Origin of the sequence: Candidatus Viadribacter manganicus (genome assembly GCF_001679665.1) — a bacterium.
GTDB lineage: Bacteria > Pseudomonadota > Alphaproteobacteria > Caulobacterales > Aquidulcibacteraceae > Vitreimonas > Vitreimonas manganica.
In genome coordinates this window covers 103013-117997 of record NZ_CP013244.1, presented here as the reverse complement: position 1 = coordinate 117997, position 14985 = coordinate 103013, and the positions used below count along the sequence as shown (strand labels likewise).

19 protein-coding genes are annotated in these 14985 nt (G+C 59.9%); 16 read left to right on the top strand and 3 right to left on the bottom strand.

What is annotated here, in order from left to right; all coding sequences use genetic code 11:
• Positions 1-13 precede the first annotated feature (13 nt).
• Positions 14-916, top strand: coding sequence for a diacylglycerol/lipid kinase family protein (locus tag ATE48_RS00625; RefSeq protein ID WP_066766751.1), 903 nt, complete (start codon positions 14-16; stop codon positions 914-916).
• Between the two features lie 5 nt (positions 917-921).
• Entirely contained in the window at positions 922-1746 is an 825-nt protein-coding gene (locus tag ATE48_RS00620) for a metallophosphoesterase family protein (RefSeq protein ID WP_066766749.1), read from the top strand.
• 4 nt (positions 1747-1750) lie between these two features.
• Here the strand turns inward: ATE48_RS00620 and ATE48_RS00615 are convergent, their stop codons facing one another.
• Positions 1751-2176, bottom strand: a complete 426-nt coding sequence (locus ATE48_RS00615; RefSeq protein WP_228126719.1) for a CBS domain-containing protein — start codon at positions 2174-2176, stop codon at positions 1751-1753.
• 369 nt (positions 2177-2545) lie between these two features.
• Between ATE48_RS00615 and rpmF the strand changes: the two genes are divergently transcribed.
• The 4 genes from rpmF to ATE48_RS00595 all read left to right on the top strand — a co-directional run bounded on the left by rpmF (position 2546) and on the right by ATE48_RS00595 (position 5583).
• Positions 2546-2728 (top strand): 50S ribosomal protein L32, encoded by a 183-nt coding sequence (gene rpmF, locus ATE48_RS00610; protein ID WP_066766743.1) that lies wholly within the window; start codon positions 2546-2548, stop codon positions 2726-2728.
• An 86-nt stretch (positions 2729-2814) separates the two neighbouring features.
• The gene (locus tag ATE48_RS00605; RefSeq protein WP_156767536.1) at positions 2815-3270 is read left to right on the top strand and encodes a hypothetical protein; all 456 of its coding nucleotides are present in this window, start codon (positions 2815-2817) and stop codon (positions 3268-3270) included.
• A gap of 526 nt (positions 3271-3796) precedes the next feature.
• Positions 3797-5077 (top strand): phosphopyruvate hydratase, encoded by a 1281-nt coding sequence (eno, locus tag ATE48_RS00600; protein WP_066766736.1) that lies wholly within the window; start codon positions 3797-3799, stop codon positions 5075-5077.
• Between the two features lie 77 nt (positions 5078-5154).
• Positions 5155-5583, top strand: coding sequence for an ATP-binding protein (locus ATE48_RS00595; protein ID WP_066766733.1), 429 nt, complete (start codon positions 5155-5157; stop codon positions 5581-5583).
• Here ATE48_RS00595 and ATE48_RS00590 read toward each other — a convergent pair.
• Positions 5580-6839, bottom strand: coding sequence for a TIR domain-containing protein (locus ATE48_RS00590; RefSeq protein WP_066766730.1), 1260 nt, complete (start codon positions 6837-6839; stop codon positions 5580-5582). The two genes, ATE48_RS00595 and ATE48_RS00590, sit on opposite strands and share 4 nt — an antisense overlap.
• 334 nt (positions 6840-7173) lie before the next feature.
• Here ATE48_RS00590 and ATE48_RS00585 point away from each other — a divergent pair, with 334 nt between their 5' ends.
• From ATE48_RS00585 to ATE48_RS00540, 10 genes are all read left to right on the top strand, one after another.
• Positions 7174-7467, top strand: coding sequence for an FtsB family cell division protein (locus ATE48_RS00585; RefSeq protein WP_066766728.1), 294 nt, complete (start codon positions 7174-7176; stop codon positions 7465-7467).
• Between the two features lie 128 nt (positions 7468-7595).
• Complete coding sequence (pdhA, locus tag ATE48_RS00580; RefSeq protein ID WP_066766726.1) at positions 7596-8591, top strand: pyruvate dehydrogenase (acetyl-transferring) E1 component subunit alpha; 996 nt, start codon at positions 7596-7598, stop codon at positions 8589-8591.
• Between the two features lie 16 nt (positions 8592-8607).
• Complete coding sequence (locus ATE48_RS00575; RefSeq protein ID WP_066766724.1) at positions 8608-9006, top strand: MAPEG family protein; 399 nt, start codon at positions 8608-8610, stop codon at positions 9004-9006.
• A complete protein-coding gene (locus ATE48_RS00570; RefSeq protein ID WP_066766722.1) occupies positions 9006-10352 on the top strand; it encodes a pyruvate dehydrogenase complex E1 component subunit beta in 1347 nt (448 codons plus the stop codon). The genes ATE48_RS00575 and ATE48_RS00570 overlap by 1 nt, the downstream gene beginning before the upstream one ends.
• On the top strand, positions 10349-10762 hold the full coding sequence (locus ATE48_RS00565; protein WP_066766720.1) for a GFA family protein: 414 nt from the start codon (positions 10349-10351) through the stop codon (positions 10760-10762). The genes ATE48_RS00570 and ATE48_RS00565 overlap by 4 nt, the downstream gene beginning before the upstream one ends.
• Positions 10759-11199, top strand: a complete 441-nt coding sequence (locus tag ATE48_RS00560) for a hypothetical protein (protein ID WP_066766718.1) — start codon at positions 10759-10761, stop codon at positions 11197-11199. Before ATE48_RS00565 ends, ATE48_RS00560 begins: the two co-directional genes overlap by 4 nt.
• The gene (locus tag ATE48_RS00555) at positions 11199-12494 is read left to right on the top strand and encodes a pyruvate dehydrogenase complex dihydrolipoamide acetyltransferase (protein WP_066766706.1); all 1296 of its coding nucleotides are present in this window, start codon (positions 11199-11201) and stop codon (positions 12492-12494) included. Before ATE48_RS00560 ends, ATE48_RS00555 begins: the two co-directional genes overlap by 1 nt.
• Positions 12495-12526: 32 nt before the next feature.
• Positions 12527-12970, top strand: coding sequence for a hypothetical protein (locus tag ATE48_RS00550; protein WP_066766702.1), 444 nt, complete (start codon positions 12527-12529; stop codon positions 12968-12970).
• A gap of 82 nt (positions 12971-13052) precedes the next feature.
• Complete coding sequence (locus tag ATE48_RS00545; RefSeq protein WP_066766700.1) at positions 13053-13493, top strand: hypothetical protein; 441 nt, start codon at positions 13053-13055, stop codon at positions 13491-13493.
• Between the two features lie 100 nt (positions 13494-13593).
• Entirely contained in the window at positions 13594-14004 is a 411-nt protein-coding gene (locus ATE48_RS00540; protein WP_228126718.1) for a hypothetical protein, read from the top strand.
• Here the strand turns inward: ATE48_RS00540 and ATE48_RS00535 are convergent.
• Positions 14001-14897: a response regulator gene (locus tag ATE48_RS00535; RefSeq protein WP_066766696.1), complete on the bottom strand. Its 897-nt coding sequence runs from the start codon at positions 14895-14897 to the stop codon at positions 14001-14003. The two genes, ATE48_RS00540 and ATE48_RS00535, sit on opposite strands and share 4 nt — an antisense overlap.
• Positions 14898-14985: the final 88 nt, after the last annotated feature.

Below are 14985 nucleotides of genomic sequence, written 5' to 3'. Positions count from 1 at the left end.
GTTGGTTCCCGCCATGCAACCCACCGCCGACCCTGAAGTCCTCCCGCAAGTTGAGCGCCCCCTCGGGCCGCACATTAAGAAGGCGCTCGTACTCCTCAACGAAAAGGCCGGCAGCGTAGGAGCGAACGCGGCCGCACAGATGGATGAGGCGCTGAGGGCTGGGGGCGTCGAGCAGTTTGCTGTCGTCGATGCAACCAATATGTCGAAGCGCGTTTTTCAGCGCGCGCCTCAGTTCGATGCGATCATCGTATTGGGCGGTGATGGCACGGCGCGTCATGCTGCCGAAATGGCGCCGCGCAATGGCCCACCGCTCATTTTGCTTCCCGGGGGCACCCTCAATATTCTTCCGAAGGCTTTGTACGGTGATGTTGCCTGGCCCCAGGCGCTTGCCGCAGTTTTGGAGCGCGGTGTCGAACGCCGTCTGCCTGTTGGTCGCGCCAATGGCGAGGCGTTCTACGTTGCGGGATTATTCGGTGCGCCAACGCTCTTGGCGCGGGCGCGCGAATCCATTCGCGAAGGTAAGCCGCTTGAAGCCTTAGGCAGACTTCGACATGCACTGAAGCGTTCCTTCTCACGTCGTTTACGGGCAAGACCTGGCAAAGAGAAAATGCGAAAGGCGGAGGGCATAGGCGTGCTATGCCCCAGCTTCTCGGGCGGCATCGAAGCAGATAACCTCGAATGGGTGCGCCTGGACGCCAAAGATATTCTCGAACTCGCCCGTGTCAGCCTTCGCGCCATCACCGCGGATTGGCGCAACGATCCCACGATTGAGATCGGAAAATGCAAAACGGGCGATATCTATGCGCCGGGAATTATTCCCGCGACGCTTGATGGCGAGCCACGAACTTTTCTGTCCTATGTACGCGTGACGTTCACCAAGAACGGTCCGAAGGTGCTTGCACTCAACGAGGAGTAAGGCGGGTGCAACTCGTACACATCACCGATCTGCACTTTGGTTGCGAAGACAGGACGGCGCTTACGGCTGTTGCGAAGTACGTTCGCAACCTGAAGCCTGACGCAGTCATCGTCACCGGCGACATCTCGAAGGATGGTCTCGCCAGTGAAATCGACGCCGCATGCGACTGGATACGGAGTCTGGAATCGCCTGCAATGCTCACCCCGGGCAATCACGACGTGCCGTACTACGAAATGTGGGGTCGACTGTTCTATCCGTGGGATCGCATCCGCCGGGCGCAGCACGGCATCCAACACGAGGCTTGGCATACAGATCAATGGAGCATCGTGCCGATCAACACAGCGCGCGCATGGCAGTTTCGCCTGAACTGGGCGCAAGGCGAAATGTCACGCGGGCAGACCGCGATTGCCGCAGCTGAACTTCACAAAGCCAAGGCCGGCGCACTGCGCATCGTCATAACGCACCATCCGTTGGACTGGCCGAATGATGCCCCGATCAAGGGCGTCACGCGTGGCGGCGTACGTGGGCTTCGTAAGCTTGCCGACGCCGGCGCCGAACTCTTTTTGAGCGGCCATCTGCATTTCGCATCGGCGCGGCTCTTTGAGACGCGAGCACTTTCGATTGGAAGCGGCACGCTGTCTCAGCGTCTTCGTCATGAGCCGTGCGCGTTCACCGTGATCCGCCGGCCTCACAGCAACGTCATCGAAACCGAAGTGGTTCACATCAAGCAGGGCGTTTGCGAGACCGCGAGCACCCGTCAGTTCAAACTCAACACGCCCGAAAGACCGGGCGCGTCCGGCGAAGTCCACGCGCTCCCGACCACAGCCTAGACCGTCAGGCCCGCCCCTCGATTGATTGGCTGCGTTCGCCGCCGGGGCGCGTAATGCCTTCAAGTGCTTCACCGGCTTCGCTAGCCCGCGCATCGGCGATGTCCGCGAGTGAAATGATGCCGACCAGGCGCTTATCGACGTCGACCACCGGCAATCGCCGCACTTGGTTTTCGGCCATATTCGCCGAGATGTGCCCGATGTCTTCGTCCTCGTGGCAATAGAGCACTTCAAGGCTCATCACCGCCGCGACAGTTGTTGCCGGACCTCTGCCGATCGCGACGGCGCGCACCGCAATGTCGCGGTCGGTCACGATGCCGGCAAGACGATCGCCAGCGGCGACTGGAAGGGCGCCGACATCCGCCTCGGCCATAAGCCGCGCCGCTTCCTGGATGGTCGTTTCCGGTGCGACGGTCCGGACGTCTCGGGTCATGTTATCTCGCACAAGCATAAATTTGGCTCCTCACCCGCACGCCCGGCAGGCCAACGGCGGGTTGGGCCGCAAAGTTCCGAAAAACCCTGTGATCCGGGTCACGGGCGCTCGCGTAAGGCGACCCGATATCTTGACCCGGAGGAGAACGATGACCGACGAGACCCAGAGCCGCCACCCACAAGGCCCCGTTTTAGGGCTTATCGCAGCCCTGGCTTTTGGCGTAGCGATCCTTTGCCTGGTCTCTTTTGTGGTTTTTGGCGCCTGAGGGCGTCGAAGAGGGTAGGCTAGAGCTTGCCCCTTAGCCGCCTTTGGCCTATCAGCCCCGCTTTCCCGTGCGCCGACCGCCCGGGACCCAGGAGTTTTCCGGCCATGGCCGTTCCGAAGCGAAAAACCACCCCGTCACGCCGTGGCATGCGCCGCGCTCACGACAAGCTAGCGAAGAACACCTATGTCGCGGACGCTGAATCCGGCGAACTGCGCCGCCCGCACCACATCGATCTGAAGACGGGTCGTTATCGCGGCAAGCAAGTCCTCAAACCGAAGGAAGATTGAGTGTGCGCGCTTTAGCGCTCGCTCTGCTCCTTATTGTAGCTGCCTGCCAGCGAGATCCTCCCGCACAGGGGGCTCGTGACGTTTCCGTGCCTACGCTCGCCGTGGAAGGCTATGGCGACATGACGATTGGCCTGCCGATCGTTGAAGCACGCCGGATCTCCGGACAGCCCATGAACAACGAAGCGCTAGAGCCCGATGTGCCTGGCGCGTGCTCCGAGCAAGAATACCGGACAGCCGATGGCGATCAGCTGTGGCTCATGTTTGAGGGTGATGTCATCACGCGCATCACTGCTTCCAGCGAAGCGCCGCGAACGCGCACAGCACAAAACGTCGGTGTCGGCTCCACCGACGCCCAAGTTCGGACCGCCTACCAAAACGTGATCGAAGAACCGGCAAAATATAACCCAGCCCCGGCTCACGATCTCATCGTCTGGACCACGCCTAATCAAAGCGGGCTCCGCTTCGAAGTGAGCGAACAGGGCGCCGTCACGGCGGTGCACGCAGGTGGGGCGTCGATCCTTTACGTTGAGGGTTGTGCTTAAACGCACACGTCGCCGCAGCCGTCGTTGCGTTGCGATGGGGCCAACACCCGTCGTCATTTCTGAGAACAACAACGGCATCGAGAAAAGCTGGTTCTTTACGTCAACGACGGCTGCTGGTGCGCCCTAAGGATTGGTTGGCGCATTGGTCTCGGCGGCGATGAATGTGTTGGACAATACTGGGCCATCGCGCCTGGCGACGAAGGCGCATGAAGCGTCGGCGGCGAAACATCGGCTGATGCGCTGTCGTCTGGGGTGAGCGTCAGCGACGAGGCTGAACCAGCACAAGATGCTCAGCCGCATTTCCGTTGAGCGGCAATGCAGTGGTGGATGACGTGCTCGCGCCGTGAGCGAATGACGCAATCAATCGCCTGAAATCGAAGCGCTCACGACCGAATGCATCTGGATTGAGCGCCTAACCGCCAATCCCGTCGGCAGACCGGTGACATTGTGTGCCTGGCCGCTCCCTTGAGTTTTTCCGTGCCTCGGCTGAAAAGGCGGCAGATTCATCTGCCAGCGAGAACCAAATATGACCGGCATTGCAGACATTACAGGTCGCGAAATCCTCGACAGCCGCGGCAACCCCACCGTTGAAGTGGATGTGTGGCTCGAGGACGGCTCGATGGGCCGTGCGGCGGTGCCGTCTGGCGCCTCTACCGGCGCCCACGAGGCCGTTGAAAAGCGTGATGGCGAGCCCGATCGCTATCTGGGAAAGGGCGTGCGCGATGCCGTTGAGGCCGTGGGCGGTGAGATCGCCAACGCCTTGCTCGGCATGGACGCCGAAGACCAACGCCGCATCGACGCTGTGATGATCGAACTCGATGGGACTGAAAACAAGGCGCGCCTCGGCGCCAACGCCATACTCGGGGTCTCGTTGGCCGTCGCAAAGGCTGCAGCGGTAAGCGCAGCCCAACCGCTTTATCGCTATATCGGAGGCGTTCAAGCGCGTGTCCTGCCAACGCCGATGATGAACATCGTCAACGGCGGCGCACATGCCGACAACCCGATCGACATTCAAGAATTCATGATCATGCCGATTGGCGCCGACACCATTGCCGATGCGGTGCGCATGGGATCCGAAGTCTTCCATACGTTGAAGAAAGAACTGAAGGCTGCTGGTCATTCGACCAATGTGGGCGATGAAGGCGGCTTTGCGCCCAATCTTGCTAGCGCTGATGAGGCCATCGGCTTCATTCTGAGATCGATCGAGAAGGCAGGCTACACGCCCGGCGACGACATCGCGCTTGCGCTAGATTGCGCGGCCACCGAATACTTCAAGAACGGCAAGTACCAACTCGCCGGGGAAGGCAAATCGCTCTCGCCGCAGGCCAACGCGGAATATCTCGCCGATCTCGTCAATCGCTACCCGATCATCTCGATCGAAGACGGCATGTCCGAGGATGATTTCGAAGGCTGGCATGCGCTCACCGAACTCATCGGCGACAAATGCCAGCTCGTGGGCGACGACCTCTTCGTGACCAACATGAAGCGACTTGAGATCGGGTTCGAGAAAGGCCTCGGCAACGCCATCCTGATTAAAGTCAATCAGATCGGCACGCTCACGGAAACGCTCGACGTCGTCGATATGGCTCAACGCGCCGGCTACAGTGCTGTCATGAGCCATCGATCCGGTGAAACAGAAGATTCAACGATCTCTGATCTCGCGGTTGCGACGAATTGCGGCCAGATCAAAACGGGCTCGCTTGCACGTTCGGACCGTACTGCGAAATATAACCAGCTCATCCGCATTGCCGAAATGCTGGACGATTCCGCCGAATACGCGCGCGCAACAACGATTGTTGGACGATAAGAGCCAAGTTCCCTTTCGCTTGCCATAGTCACGGCTGCCTCAGAGGCCTAGATTGCGGTGTGCGGAGGTGGCAAGCGTTGGACCGCGGCTCTGGTCTCACCTGTCAGTTGCTCGCATTGGCACGGCGAGAACCTCTGAAACTCGAACGTATCGACACCACAGCCGCTCTCGAACGCGCTCATGGGCTCATCCGTTCATCAGTGAATGAGCACATCCGTTTCGAAATGCACATCACACCCGGTCTGTGGCCAGTAAAGGCTGATCGGAACCAAGTGGAAATTGCGCTGCTAAACCTCGCCGTCAACGCGAGAGACGCGATGCTGGAGGGCGACGATCTCATCGTGCAGGCAGACAATATCGTTGTCGAGGATCAGGAGAAGTGCGTCGCCGTCAGCGTTGCAGACTCTGGAGAGGGCATGCGCGACGAAACGATTGCTCGCGCCTTCGAGCCGTTTTTGGGATCAAGCATGCAACCCTGCCGCTTCAAGGGAACTTGCGCGCGCTAGAGCGAAGCGGCGGTGCGCGACTCCGGGGTGATCGTATCGTCGCGAACGAATCCGACACGGCCATCAGCGAGAGTGACGCGAAGCCACCAATGTTCGCCTTCGCGGATTTTCCCGGTCGCTCGCATCGAGGTCGCCGCGGGCACGCGGACGATCACGGACGCATTGCGCCGCGGCGCGGTGCGCACCTTAGCGCCCGCACGGCCTGAACTCACCGCCACAGCTGGCGCGATCTCGCTAACGCCAGCAATGGGGAGAGCCACGCGAGGCGCTGTGAAAGTCACGACATCTTCACGCACAAAGCCAACGCGACCATCTTCGAGCTGAACGCGAAACCAATATTGTCCCTGGACGTTTCGACGCCCCGTGACGCGCATGGGTGTGCGTGCGGGAAGTTCAGCAACGAGTTCTCCGGTTGTCAGCGGATAGTCACGCACGTTCGCACCCGTGCGCCCCGCATAGAGTGGTCGCTCTGGCGCATAATCTTCGACCGACACGTCCATCGGCGAGTAGGGCGGAGCTTCGGCCGTTATGGCCTCTGCCGCCGTCGTAAGGCTTGCCCACGACGCGCGCGCCTGGGTCAACAATTCGGGCTTCATGACCACCCCAATCACGACCGCGGCCACGACAGTTAGGAATGCGACGCGCAACATTGGAAAGCGCCTACCAGTGGCGCGCCGTATCTCGCGCTTTAGTTCTTTGGCTTCGGCCTTGCCCAACCTGTGCGCCTCTTTACGCGCATGAGCTTCCGCCCGGCGCGCGTCACGTTGCTGATCCTGAGCCGACGGCCGCGAAGGTCCAACTCCATTGCGCACCCGCTCGGCGCCTCGCAGTGCGGCCTCCAGCCGGCGTTGCCCATCGTAGAAACCAGAGTTCGGGATATTGGGATCCGAGTAGAAGTAGATGGTATTAAGGCCGGCGAGTTCTCGAGCAACGCCCCGAAGCGGAGCAGGAAGGACCAGCACAACGCGCTTGCCCAAACGCTGAGCCTCTTCAACTTCCCAAACACACTGATCTGAGCTTGCCGACGCCTCGCTAACAACCAGGACCAGCGCGTCCGCGTCATCAATGAGAGGCGCTAGGCGATCTTGCCAGCCATGTCCGCCGCTCTCGTACCGATCGAGCAGAGGCTGGAAGCCGGCATTGTGCAGGAAGGCGCCGATCTGATCTGCAAACGAAGCATCGGCTCGTGCAGCAGCAACGAACACACGAACTTTGTTGTCGGCAGTAAAGCCACGCGTGCTCGCCATGACGCTCATGTTAGGCCGCTCCTGAGCACGGGGGAAACACTCAAGCAGAGAAGCTAGCGCCCCGATCCTGAATGGCAGCAGAGCGGGCGGCCGCTAGCGCGGGTTAGGCGCGCACGCCTCTCACGCCGCCTCGCGATCGTTTCGGCCACAGCACTGCAAATTTTTCCTAGCACCGCCTTCCACAACCGCCGGGGGCTCGTCGGCGTATCGAGACACAAATGCTAGATCGAGAATTCTAACTATCTGAATTCACGCAAAAAGAACAAATCAAAAACATTTTCGAGTCTTTACGATTCTTTAAACAACTCGACTCAACGTGCCGCCGAATCGGGGATCGGGGACCATGAGCAAGCAAGGATCGGCACTGCTCAGTGTGGGTTTAGGGGCCGCTATTCTCTATCTCGGCGCACAAGCGGTCACGGGTCGTCAAGGGCTCGTGGCGTACGTCGACCTCCAGGCACAAGAGCGCGTTCTTGAGCAACGCGTTGCCGATCTGTCTGACGAGGAGACGCGCCTTCAAGCGCGCGCCGAACGCCTGCAGGCGGGCGAGAACTTCGATAACGACTATTTGGACGAACGCGCGCGGATCACCCTTGCGGCCGGTGATCCCGACGAGATCGTGTTTGATCTCAACTAAGCTTGCTGCAATGCAGCATCGCAAACCTTCCTAGCGAGCCAAGTCATTCCCGCATAAGAGGAACGCGCCGTTCAGCGTGGACACTCCAGCTGCGCACAGCATTACGTGGCGGCGGAGGAATACGACCGATGGCGAAAGCGAACGGCAAGCACAGCGCGGAAGCAACCAAGGACGAGTTGCTTCAGTACTATCGCGACATGCTGCTCATCCGTCGCTTCGAGGAGCGAGCCGGCCAGCTTTACGGCATGGGTCTGATCGGCGGCTTTTGCCACCTCTATATCGGCCAGGAAGCTGTCGTCGTCGGCATGCAGGCGGCGCTGAAGGACGGCGACCAGGTCATCACCGCCTATCGCGACCACGGCCACATGCTCGCAGCCGGCATGACCGCAAACGGCGTCATGGCCGAATTGACCGGCCGCAGCGGCGGCTACTCAAAAGGCAAAGGCGGCTCGATGCACATGTTCAGCATCGAGAAGGCGTTCTACGGCGGCCACGGCATCGTCGGCGCGCAAGTTTCGCTCGGCACTGGCCTCGCATTCGCGAACAAATATCGCAACGATGGCAAAGTCTGCCTTACGTACTTCGGGGATGGCGCAGCTAACCAAGGGCAGGTCTACGAAAGCTTCAACATGGCGGCGCTGTGGAAGCTGCCGGTCGTGTATATTGTTGAAAACAACCAATATGCGATGGGCACCTCAATTCAGCGCTCGTCCTCAGAGACCCATCTCCATAAACGCGGCGTCTCCTTCAACATTCCTGGCGAGGAAGTTGATGGGATGGATGTCGTCGCCGTACGGGAAGCGGGACGGCGCGCCGTGGAGAATGCGCGCGCCGGCAATGGCCCAACGTTGTTGGAAATGAAGACCTATCGCTATCGCGGTCACTCGATGTCGGACCCAGCGAAGTATCGCACCAAGGAAGAGGTCGACGAACAGAAGGCCAAGCACGATCCGATCGAGCACGTAAAGAAGCTCATTCTCGACGCAGGTCACGCCAGCGAAGACGATCTCAAGGGCGCCGACCGCGAGATCCGCGCGATCGTCACCGAGAGCGCTGCGTTCGCACAAGAAAGCCCGGAGCCCGATCCGAGCGAATTGATGACTGACATTTACATCGAAGCATGACCCCGGGGGGACCAACGTGACACCTGAACTTACGTATCTCGCATACTCAATCATTCTTCTGTTCGTGATCGTGTTCATCCAGGCCAGCGCCGGCATTCGCCAGCACGGCGGCCTGACACTCGCCAATAACCGCGACAATCTTCCGGCGGCAAACACCTTCGTCGCGCGCGCCAAGCGCAACGTCGACAATATGCGCGAAAACCTATGGTTCTTTGCCCCGGGCATTCTCATCGCCGCGGTAATCGGGCTCTCGAACCAGTGGACGATCCTTGGCGCGCAAGTATTCTTCTTTGCACGTCTCGCGCACTCGGTGACCTATCTCGCTGGCTGGCCGATCATTCGTCCGTTGTTCTGGTTCGCGGGCATTGTGGCCTGCGCGCTCATTTATCTTGCTCTCTTTGGGATCCTCGTCTGATGACGCAAATCCTCATGCCCGCGCTTTCTCCAACCATGGAGGAGGGCAACTTGGCAAAATGGCTCGTAAAGGTCGGTGACCGGATCGAGCCCGGCCAAGTTATCGCCGAAATCGAGACCGACAAAGCGACGATGGAAGTCGAAGCCGTCGATGAGGGGACGGTTGCCGAACTTCTGGTCGCGGAAGGCGCGCAAGGCGTGAGAGTGAATACGCCGATCGCCGTGCTTGCCGGCGAAGGCGATGTGGCTGCGCCCAAACAAGAAGCGAAACCGGCGCCGCAAACGCCGCAGCGCGCTAAACCGGCGCCTACTTCAGGCGCTACAGCCGTTGTACAAGCCGACCCGGACATTCCGGCCGGCACGCAGATGGTGAAGGTCACGGTGCGCGATGCGCTGCGTGACGCCATGGCCGAAGAAATGCGCGCCGACGAGCGCGTCTTCCTCATGGGCGAAGAGGTCGCTGAGTATCAGGGCGCGTACAAAGTGAGCCGCGAGCTCCTGCAAGAGTTCGGCTCAACGCGCGTTGTCGACACGCCAATTACAGAGCACGGATTCGCGGGACTTGGTGTTGGCGCCGCGATGGCTGGTTTGAAGCCGATCGTGGAATTCATGACCTGGAACTTCGGCATGCAGGCCATCGACCAGATCATCAACTCCGCAGCCAAGACGCTCTACATGTCCGGCGGACAGATCAAGTCGTCGATCGTCTTCCGTGGTCCCAATGGCGCGGCCTCGCGCGTCGCGGCGCAGCACAGTCAGGATTATTCATCCTGGTACAGTCATGTGCCCGGGCTCATTGTCATTGCACCTTACGACGCCGCTGACGCGAAAGGTTTACTCAAGGCGGCGATCCGCAACCCAAACCCGGTAGTCTTCCTGGAGCACGAAATGCTCTACGGCGCGGAATTCGAAATTCCGGACGTGAAGGATTGGGTCGTTCCAATCGGCAAGGCCAAAGTGCGCAGGATTGGGAGCGACGTCACCATCACAGCGCACTCACGGATGGTGGGGCTCGCGCTGAAGGCGGCAGAGCAACTTGCGGAAGATGGCGTCGAAGTTGAGGTTATCGATCTGCGCACACTGCGTCCTCTTGATACCGGGACCATTCTCGACAGCGTTCGCAAGACGAACCGGATCGTGACGGTCGAAGAAGGTTGGGGCCAGTCCGGCGTCGGCGCTGAAATCTGCGCGCGTGTCACAGCTGATGCGTTCGACTATCTTGATGCGCCACCGACGCGCGTCCACCAAGTCGATGCCCCACTAGCTTATGCTGCCAATCTTGAGGCAATGGCGCTGCCGAATGTCGAGAAGATCATCGATGCCGTAAAAGCGGTGATGTATCGGTGATCTATCGCGGCGCCTGCCATTGCGGCGCTGTGCACGCCGAGTATGAGACGAACCAACCCGTTCGCCTCCGTCATGACGGCTGTGGTTTTTGTTCATCGCGTGGCGTGAAGTCAGCGAGCGATCCTGAGGGGCGCTTGACGCTCACCTCGTCTCAAAGTTTCAATCGCTACCGCTTCGGCCACAAGACGACGGATTTTCTCATTTGCCCCGACTGCGGGACGTATGTCGCCACGCACATGCAAGGCCCGCACGGTCCCATCGGGGTTATCAACGTCGTCGGCCTGCAGATTGGCGCGTTGAAGCATTTGCCGGCGACATTGACCAGCCTTGAAGGCGAAAGCGCCGAAGAGCGCCTGATGCGCCGCGCCGCACGATGGACGCCGATGACTCTTAGGGAGATTGGACGATGAGCGAAGGCGAAGTCGTTGAACAATTGATCGGCTATATGAGCCTTTTGCTCTTGGGCGTTTCAATCATCTTCACGGTGGTTTCCACCTACATCGTCGCGCTCAATTACTTTGTTGGTGACGCTCAGTTCATCGCGCGCCTTGGCGCCTTCGCGTTCGTGTCGCTGATCTTGCTGCTGCTACTCGTTGTGATGCTTGGTGCTGAAAGCACGCACGCCGCGCTCATTGCCCGACTGGCTGAGTTTGAAGCCAGTGGCGAGATCAGCGCGGCAGGTCGCGGGGCGCTGGAGAATGCGCGCAATGGCATAGATGGCCTGGTGCGGATCCTCTTGTGGCTTGGGATGGTCTCGGTCTTTGCCGTCCTCGGCTACATGACATTTATCCATCGCTGGAAGCCCGACATTGTCAACGTCGCGCTGCAATCGAAAAGAGCTTCGTAATGTCGATTCCAATCACCATGCCCGCTCTCTCGCCAACAATGGAGGAGGGCAATCTTTCAAAGTGGCATGTCAAAGCTGGCGATAAGATCGAACCGGGCCAGGTCATTGCCGAGATCGAGACGGACAAGGCAACCATGGAGGTTGAGGCCGTCGATGAAGGCGTCATCGCCGAAATCTTGGTTCCAGAGGGCAGTCAGGGCGTAAAGGTCAACACACCGATCGCGGTGCTCTCGGGCGAAGGCCAAGCGGCAAAGCCTGCGGCAGCGAAGAGCAGCGCACCAACGTCCACCGAAGCCAAACAAGCGCCGCCCGAGCCCACTTCGAAGCGCGCCGCGCCGGCGCCGCAAACGGTCGCCTCGAAGCCTGCAGAGCGCATTCTTGCCTCGCCGCTGGCGCGTCGCCTCGCGGAGCAGGGGGGCATTGATCTCAGCGGCCTCCAGGGCTCAGGTCCTAACGGTCGTATCGTCAGAGCTGATGTGGAAGCCGCCCGCAAAGCGCCGCCCGCGGCCACACAAACGCAAGCGTCGCAGCAATCGCGCGAAGTGACAAAACCCGCGCCGCAGCAAGCGCCGCCCGCAACTTTAGAAAGCTACGGCATCCGGTCAAACAGCTACGATCTCGTGCCGCTTGATCTCATGCGCAAAACAATCGCGAAGCGCATGACTTCGAGTTTTCGCGATGTGCCGCACTTTCCGCTCACGATCGACCTCGAAATTGATGCGCTTCTGAAAGCCCGCGGCGAGATCAACAAACGCTTCGCCGACAACGGCGTGAAAATCTCCGTCAATGACATGTGCATCAAGGCGGCGGCGCTCGCACTGAAACTGGTGCCAGAGGCCAACGCCAGCTACACGCCCGATGGCATCGCCATGCACCACCATGCCGACGTTGCAGTCGCTGTGGCGATCCCTCACGGCCTTATCACGCCGATCATATGGGCCGCCGAAACGAAGGGGCTGGCTCAGATCAGCGCTGAGATGGCCGACCTTGCGCTGCGGGCGCGCGAGAGGAAGCTAAAGCCCGAGGAGTTCCAGGGCGGCACATTCTCAATCTCGAACATGGGCATGCTTGGGATCAAGAGTTTTGCCTCGATTATCAACGAACCGCACGGCATGATCATGTCGATCGGCGCGGGCGAAAAACGCCCGATCGTTAAGAACGATGCGCTCGCGATCGCGACGATGATGACGGTTACGGTGACCTGCGATCACCGTGTCGTTGATGGCGCGCTAGGCGCCGCGTTCCTGAAGGCCTTCAAGAGCTTCTTGGAAGACCCAATGGCAATGCTGCTCTAGTCCAGTCGCGTTTGGGGAACAGCGGGGCAAGCATGTCGAACATAGATCTCTTGGTCGATCAACTCGTAAGCACGGCAGGCGATCTCTGGTTCGCGGCCCTTCTCGGCCAATTTTTTGTGATGGTGTGTGAGTCCGCCAAGCCCAAGCCAGCGGAAGTCGAAGAGCAGGGCGGACCGCGCGGCTTCGCACTGCTGGTGACGATCCTTAGTTTGATCACCCCGCTGCTCTTGTTTTTCCACGCCTTCCTGTCAGGCAGCGGCGCGCTTGTAGCGGTCATCGTGGCAATCTTCGGCGCTGTGATCACCGCCACGATCGTTGGATGGATTATTCGCGCGGCGATTCCAGACGTTGCTCGGGTCTTGAACCGCGCAGCGCCCATCCTTGCGCTCCTCGTCTTTGTCCTTGCCCTATATGTCAGCTGGGAGACGGTCTTCGCCTTCATCAACGGCTTCATCACCGCGCGCGCCGCAGGATAGCTACAGGACGACGCATTCCGTCGCGCAACCTGGTTGCGGCTCGCACTGCCAATACGCTAGTGGCGCATGCGGGGATTGCACGATGGCTGAGGCTTTGATCGCAACGGCGGGGCAGGGATACTTCATCGCTGTGATGACAGTCTTCTTGGCTGCACTCGTCGCCAAAGCCGGCTCAGCCCGGGCGCCTTCCGAAGAGCCACGACGCCGCAGCGCGCCAATGTTGCTGCTAGACGTCATTACCGGGCTCACCCCGGTCCTCCTCGTGCTCTACGCTTTTGCCGTGACGACAGACCAAGCGGACCCGACAATGCGGGTGTTGTTGATGGTATTGCCGATTATCGTCGGCTTCTGCGGGGCGCTTGCGGGCGCGATAGTGAATTTGGCTGCACATGAGGCCCGGACGATGTTCCGCATGGCCAGTATAGTCTCTGGAATGGCCGCTTTTATCGTATCGGTTGGGGCCATCATAACCGGCCTTGATACAGCGCAGCTACAAGCAGCTGCTGACGCTCTCATGCACTGAGGCCAGACTGCCGCGCCCAGTGAGTTAAGCGACGAACGGGCGCTTCAACACTCTCCACAGGTCGCCGACGCAACGTATTATGCCGCCTATGCTGGAGGCATTGATTCAGGTAGTCGGGCTTTGGTTTCTGGTGGCCGTGGCGCTGGAAGCAGCGGCCGTGTTCGTCGAGCAATGGGGCGCCTCTCGCTCGCCAGACGATGAAGCGCCAAAGCAACATAGAGCTCTCGCGCTGCTCGCGCTGGTCCTAACGATGCTAACGCCCGGGCTGCTGCTCGCGCACGGATTCCTCGCGACGCAGGACGCAGATCAGACCGTTCGTGTCATCGCCATGGGCCTACCGATTGGGGCCGTCCTGTTGGGCGCGCTATTGGGCGCAATCGTCGGAGCAGGCGCACGTGGCGCTGCGCCGCTGATGCGAAAGCTTGCTCTGCCGCTCGATGTGGTTGCGTTCTTCGTGACTGCGTTCGCCGTGCTTGGCAGTATTCAAATGCTCATAGCCGCCGGCGCTTAAGCTGCTTGGCCTGATTGCCGCAGTTTCTTGGTGACCATGACGCTCAATTGCTGCGTCACCGTTTGGCGGATCTCAACCTGGTGGTTCGGCAATTCGGCAAGTTGCACAATCGAATCGAGGTGCGCTTGCACGACCCCGAGGTTGAGTTGCGCTTCTGCGCCAACACCTTTGATATAGTTGAAGAGGGAAGAGGTCGCGGACATCAACAAGCGATCTTTCATATCGCCCGCCAGAGCACTCAACTGGCCGCATGTGAGGCACAGATCGCGGATGGCCGTGGCGTCGCCAGGCTGTAGCGCCCGCAGCAGTACGCCGATACGCTCGCAATACATGCGAGCCAAACCTTTGCGAATTTGCACATCAGGCGCATCAGCGTTCTTGTCAGAGCTGTCGAACAATCTCCGCCGCGGCCCGTCATAAGCGTCTTCAGCAGCTCTGCGGCGGCGGCAAGGGCCGACGTAGCGCGTGCTTTCAACAAAATCTCGCCGGCGACCACGTACTGCCGTGACGCGCTTCAATATGGTTTGGGTCGAGAAGGGGCGCAGAATGAATTCATCGACACCAGCATTGCGCGCGCGGCGTACATCGCCTGCATTATTGCCGGTCGTGACCATGATGATCGCAAGTTTGCGAAAGCCTTGACCAGCGTCGCCAGCACGGATCCGTCTAACCAACGTCAGACCCGCGCCTTCGTCGATATCCCAATCCGCGATCAGGATGTCTGGATGGCTGTAGCTCAACGCCATGAGGCATTGCTCGACGTTCTCAGCATAATCAATCTGGACGCGGCCCACCGAGCGCAACGCCTCTGTCGTCAGCCGTCTTTGAAACGCTGAACCGTCCGCAATGAGAATTCTGAGAACGGCCTTTTCGGCCGTGTCGTCCGTAAGCATGCCCGCCACCACGAGGCAGACAGTACGCGCGTACGTTTAACATTTGTGGTAACGAGTTCGAATAATCAGCGTAAACAGGGGCTGAATC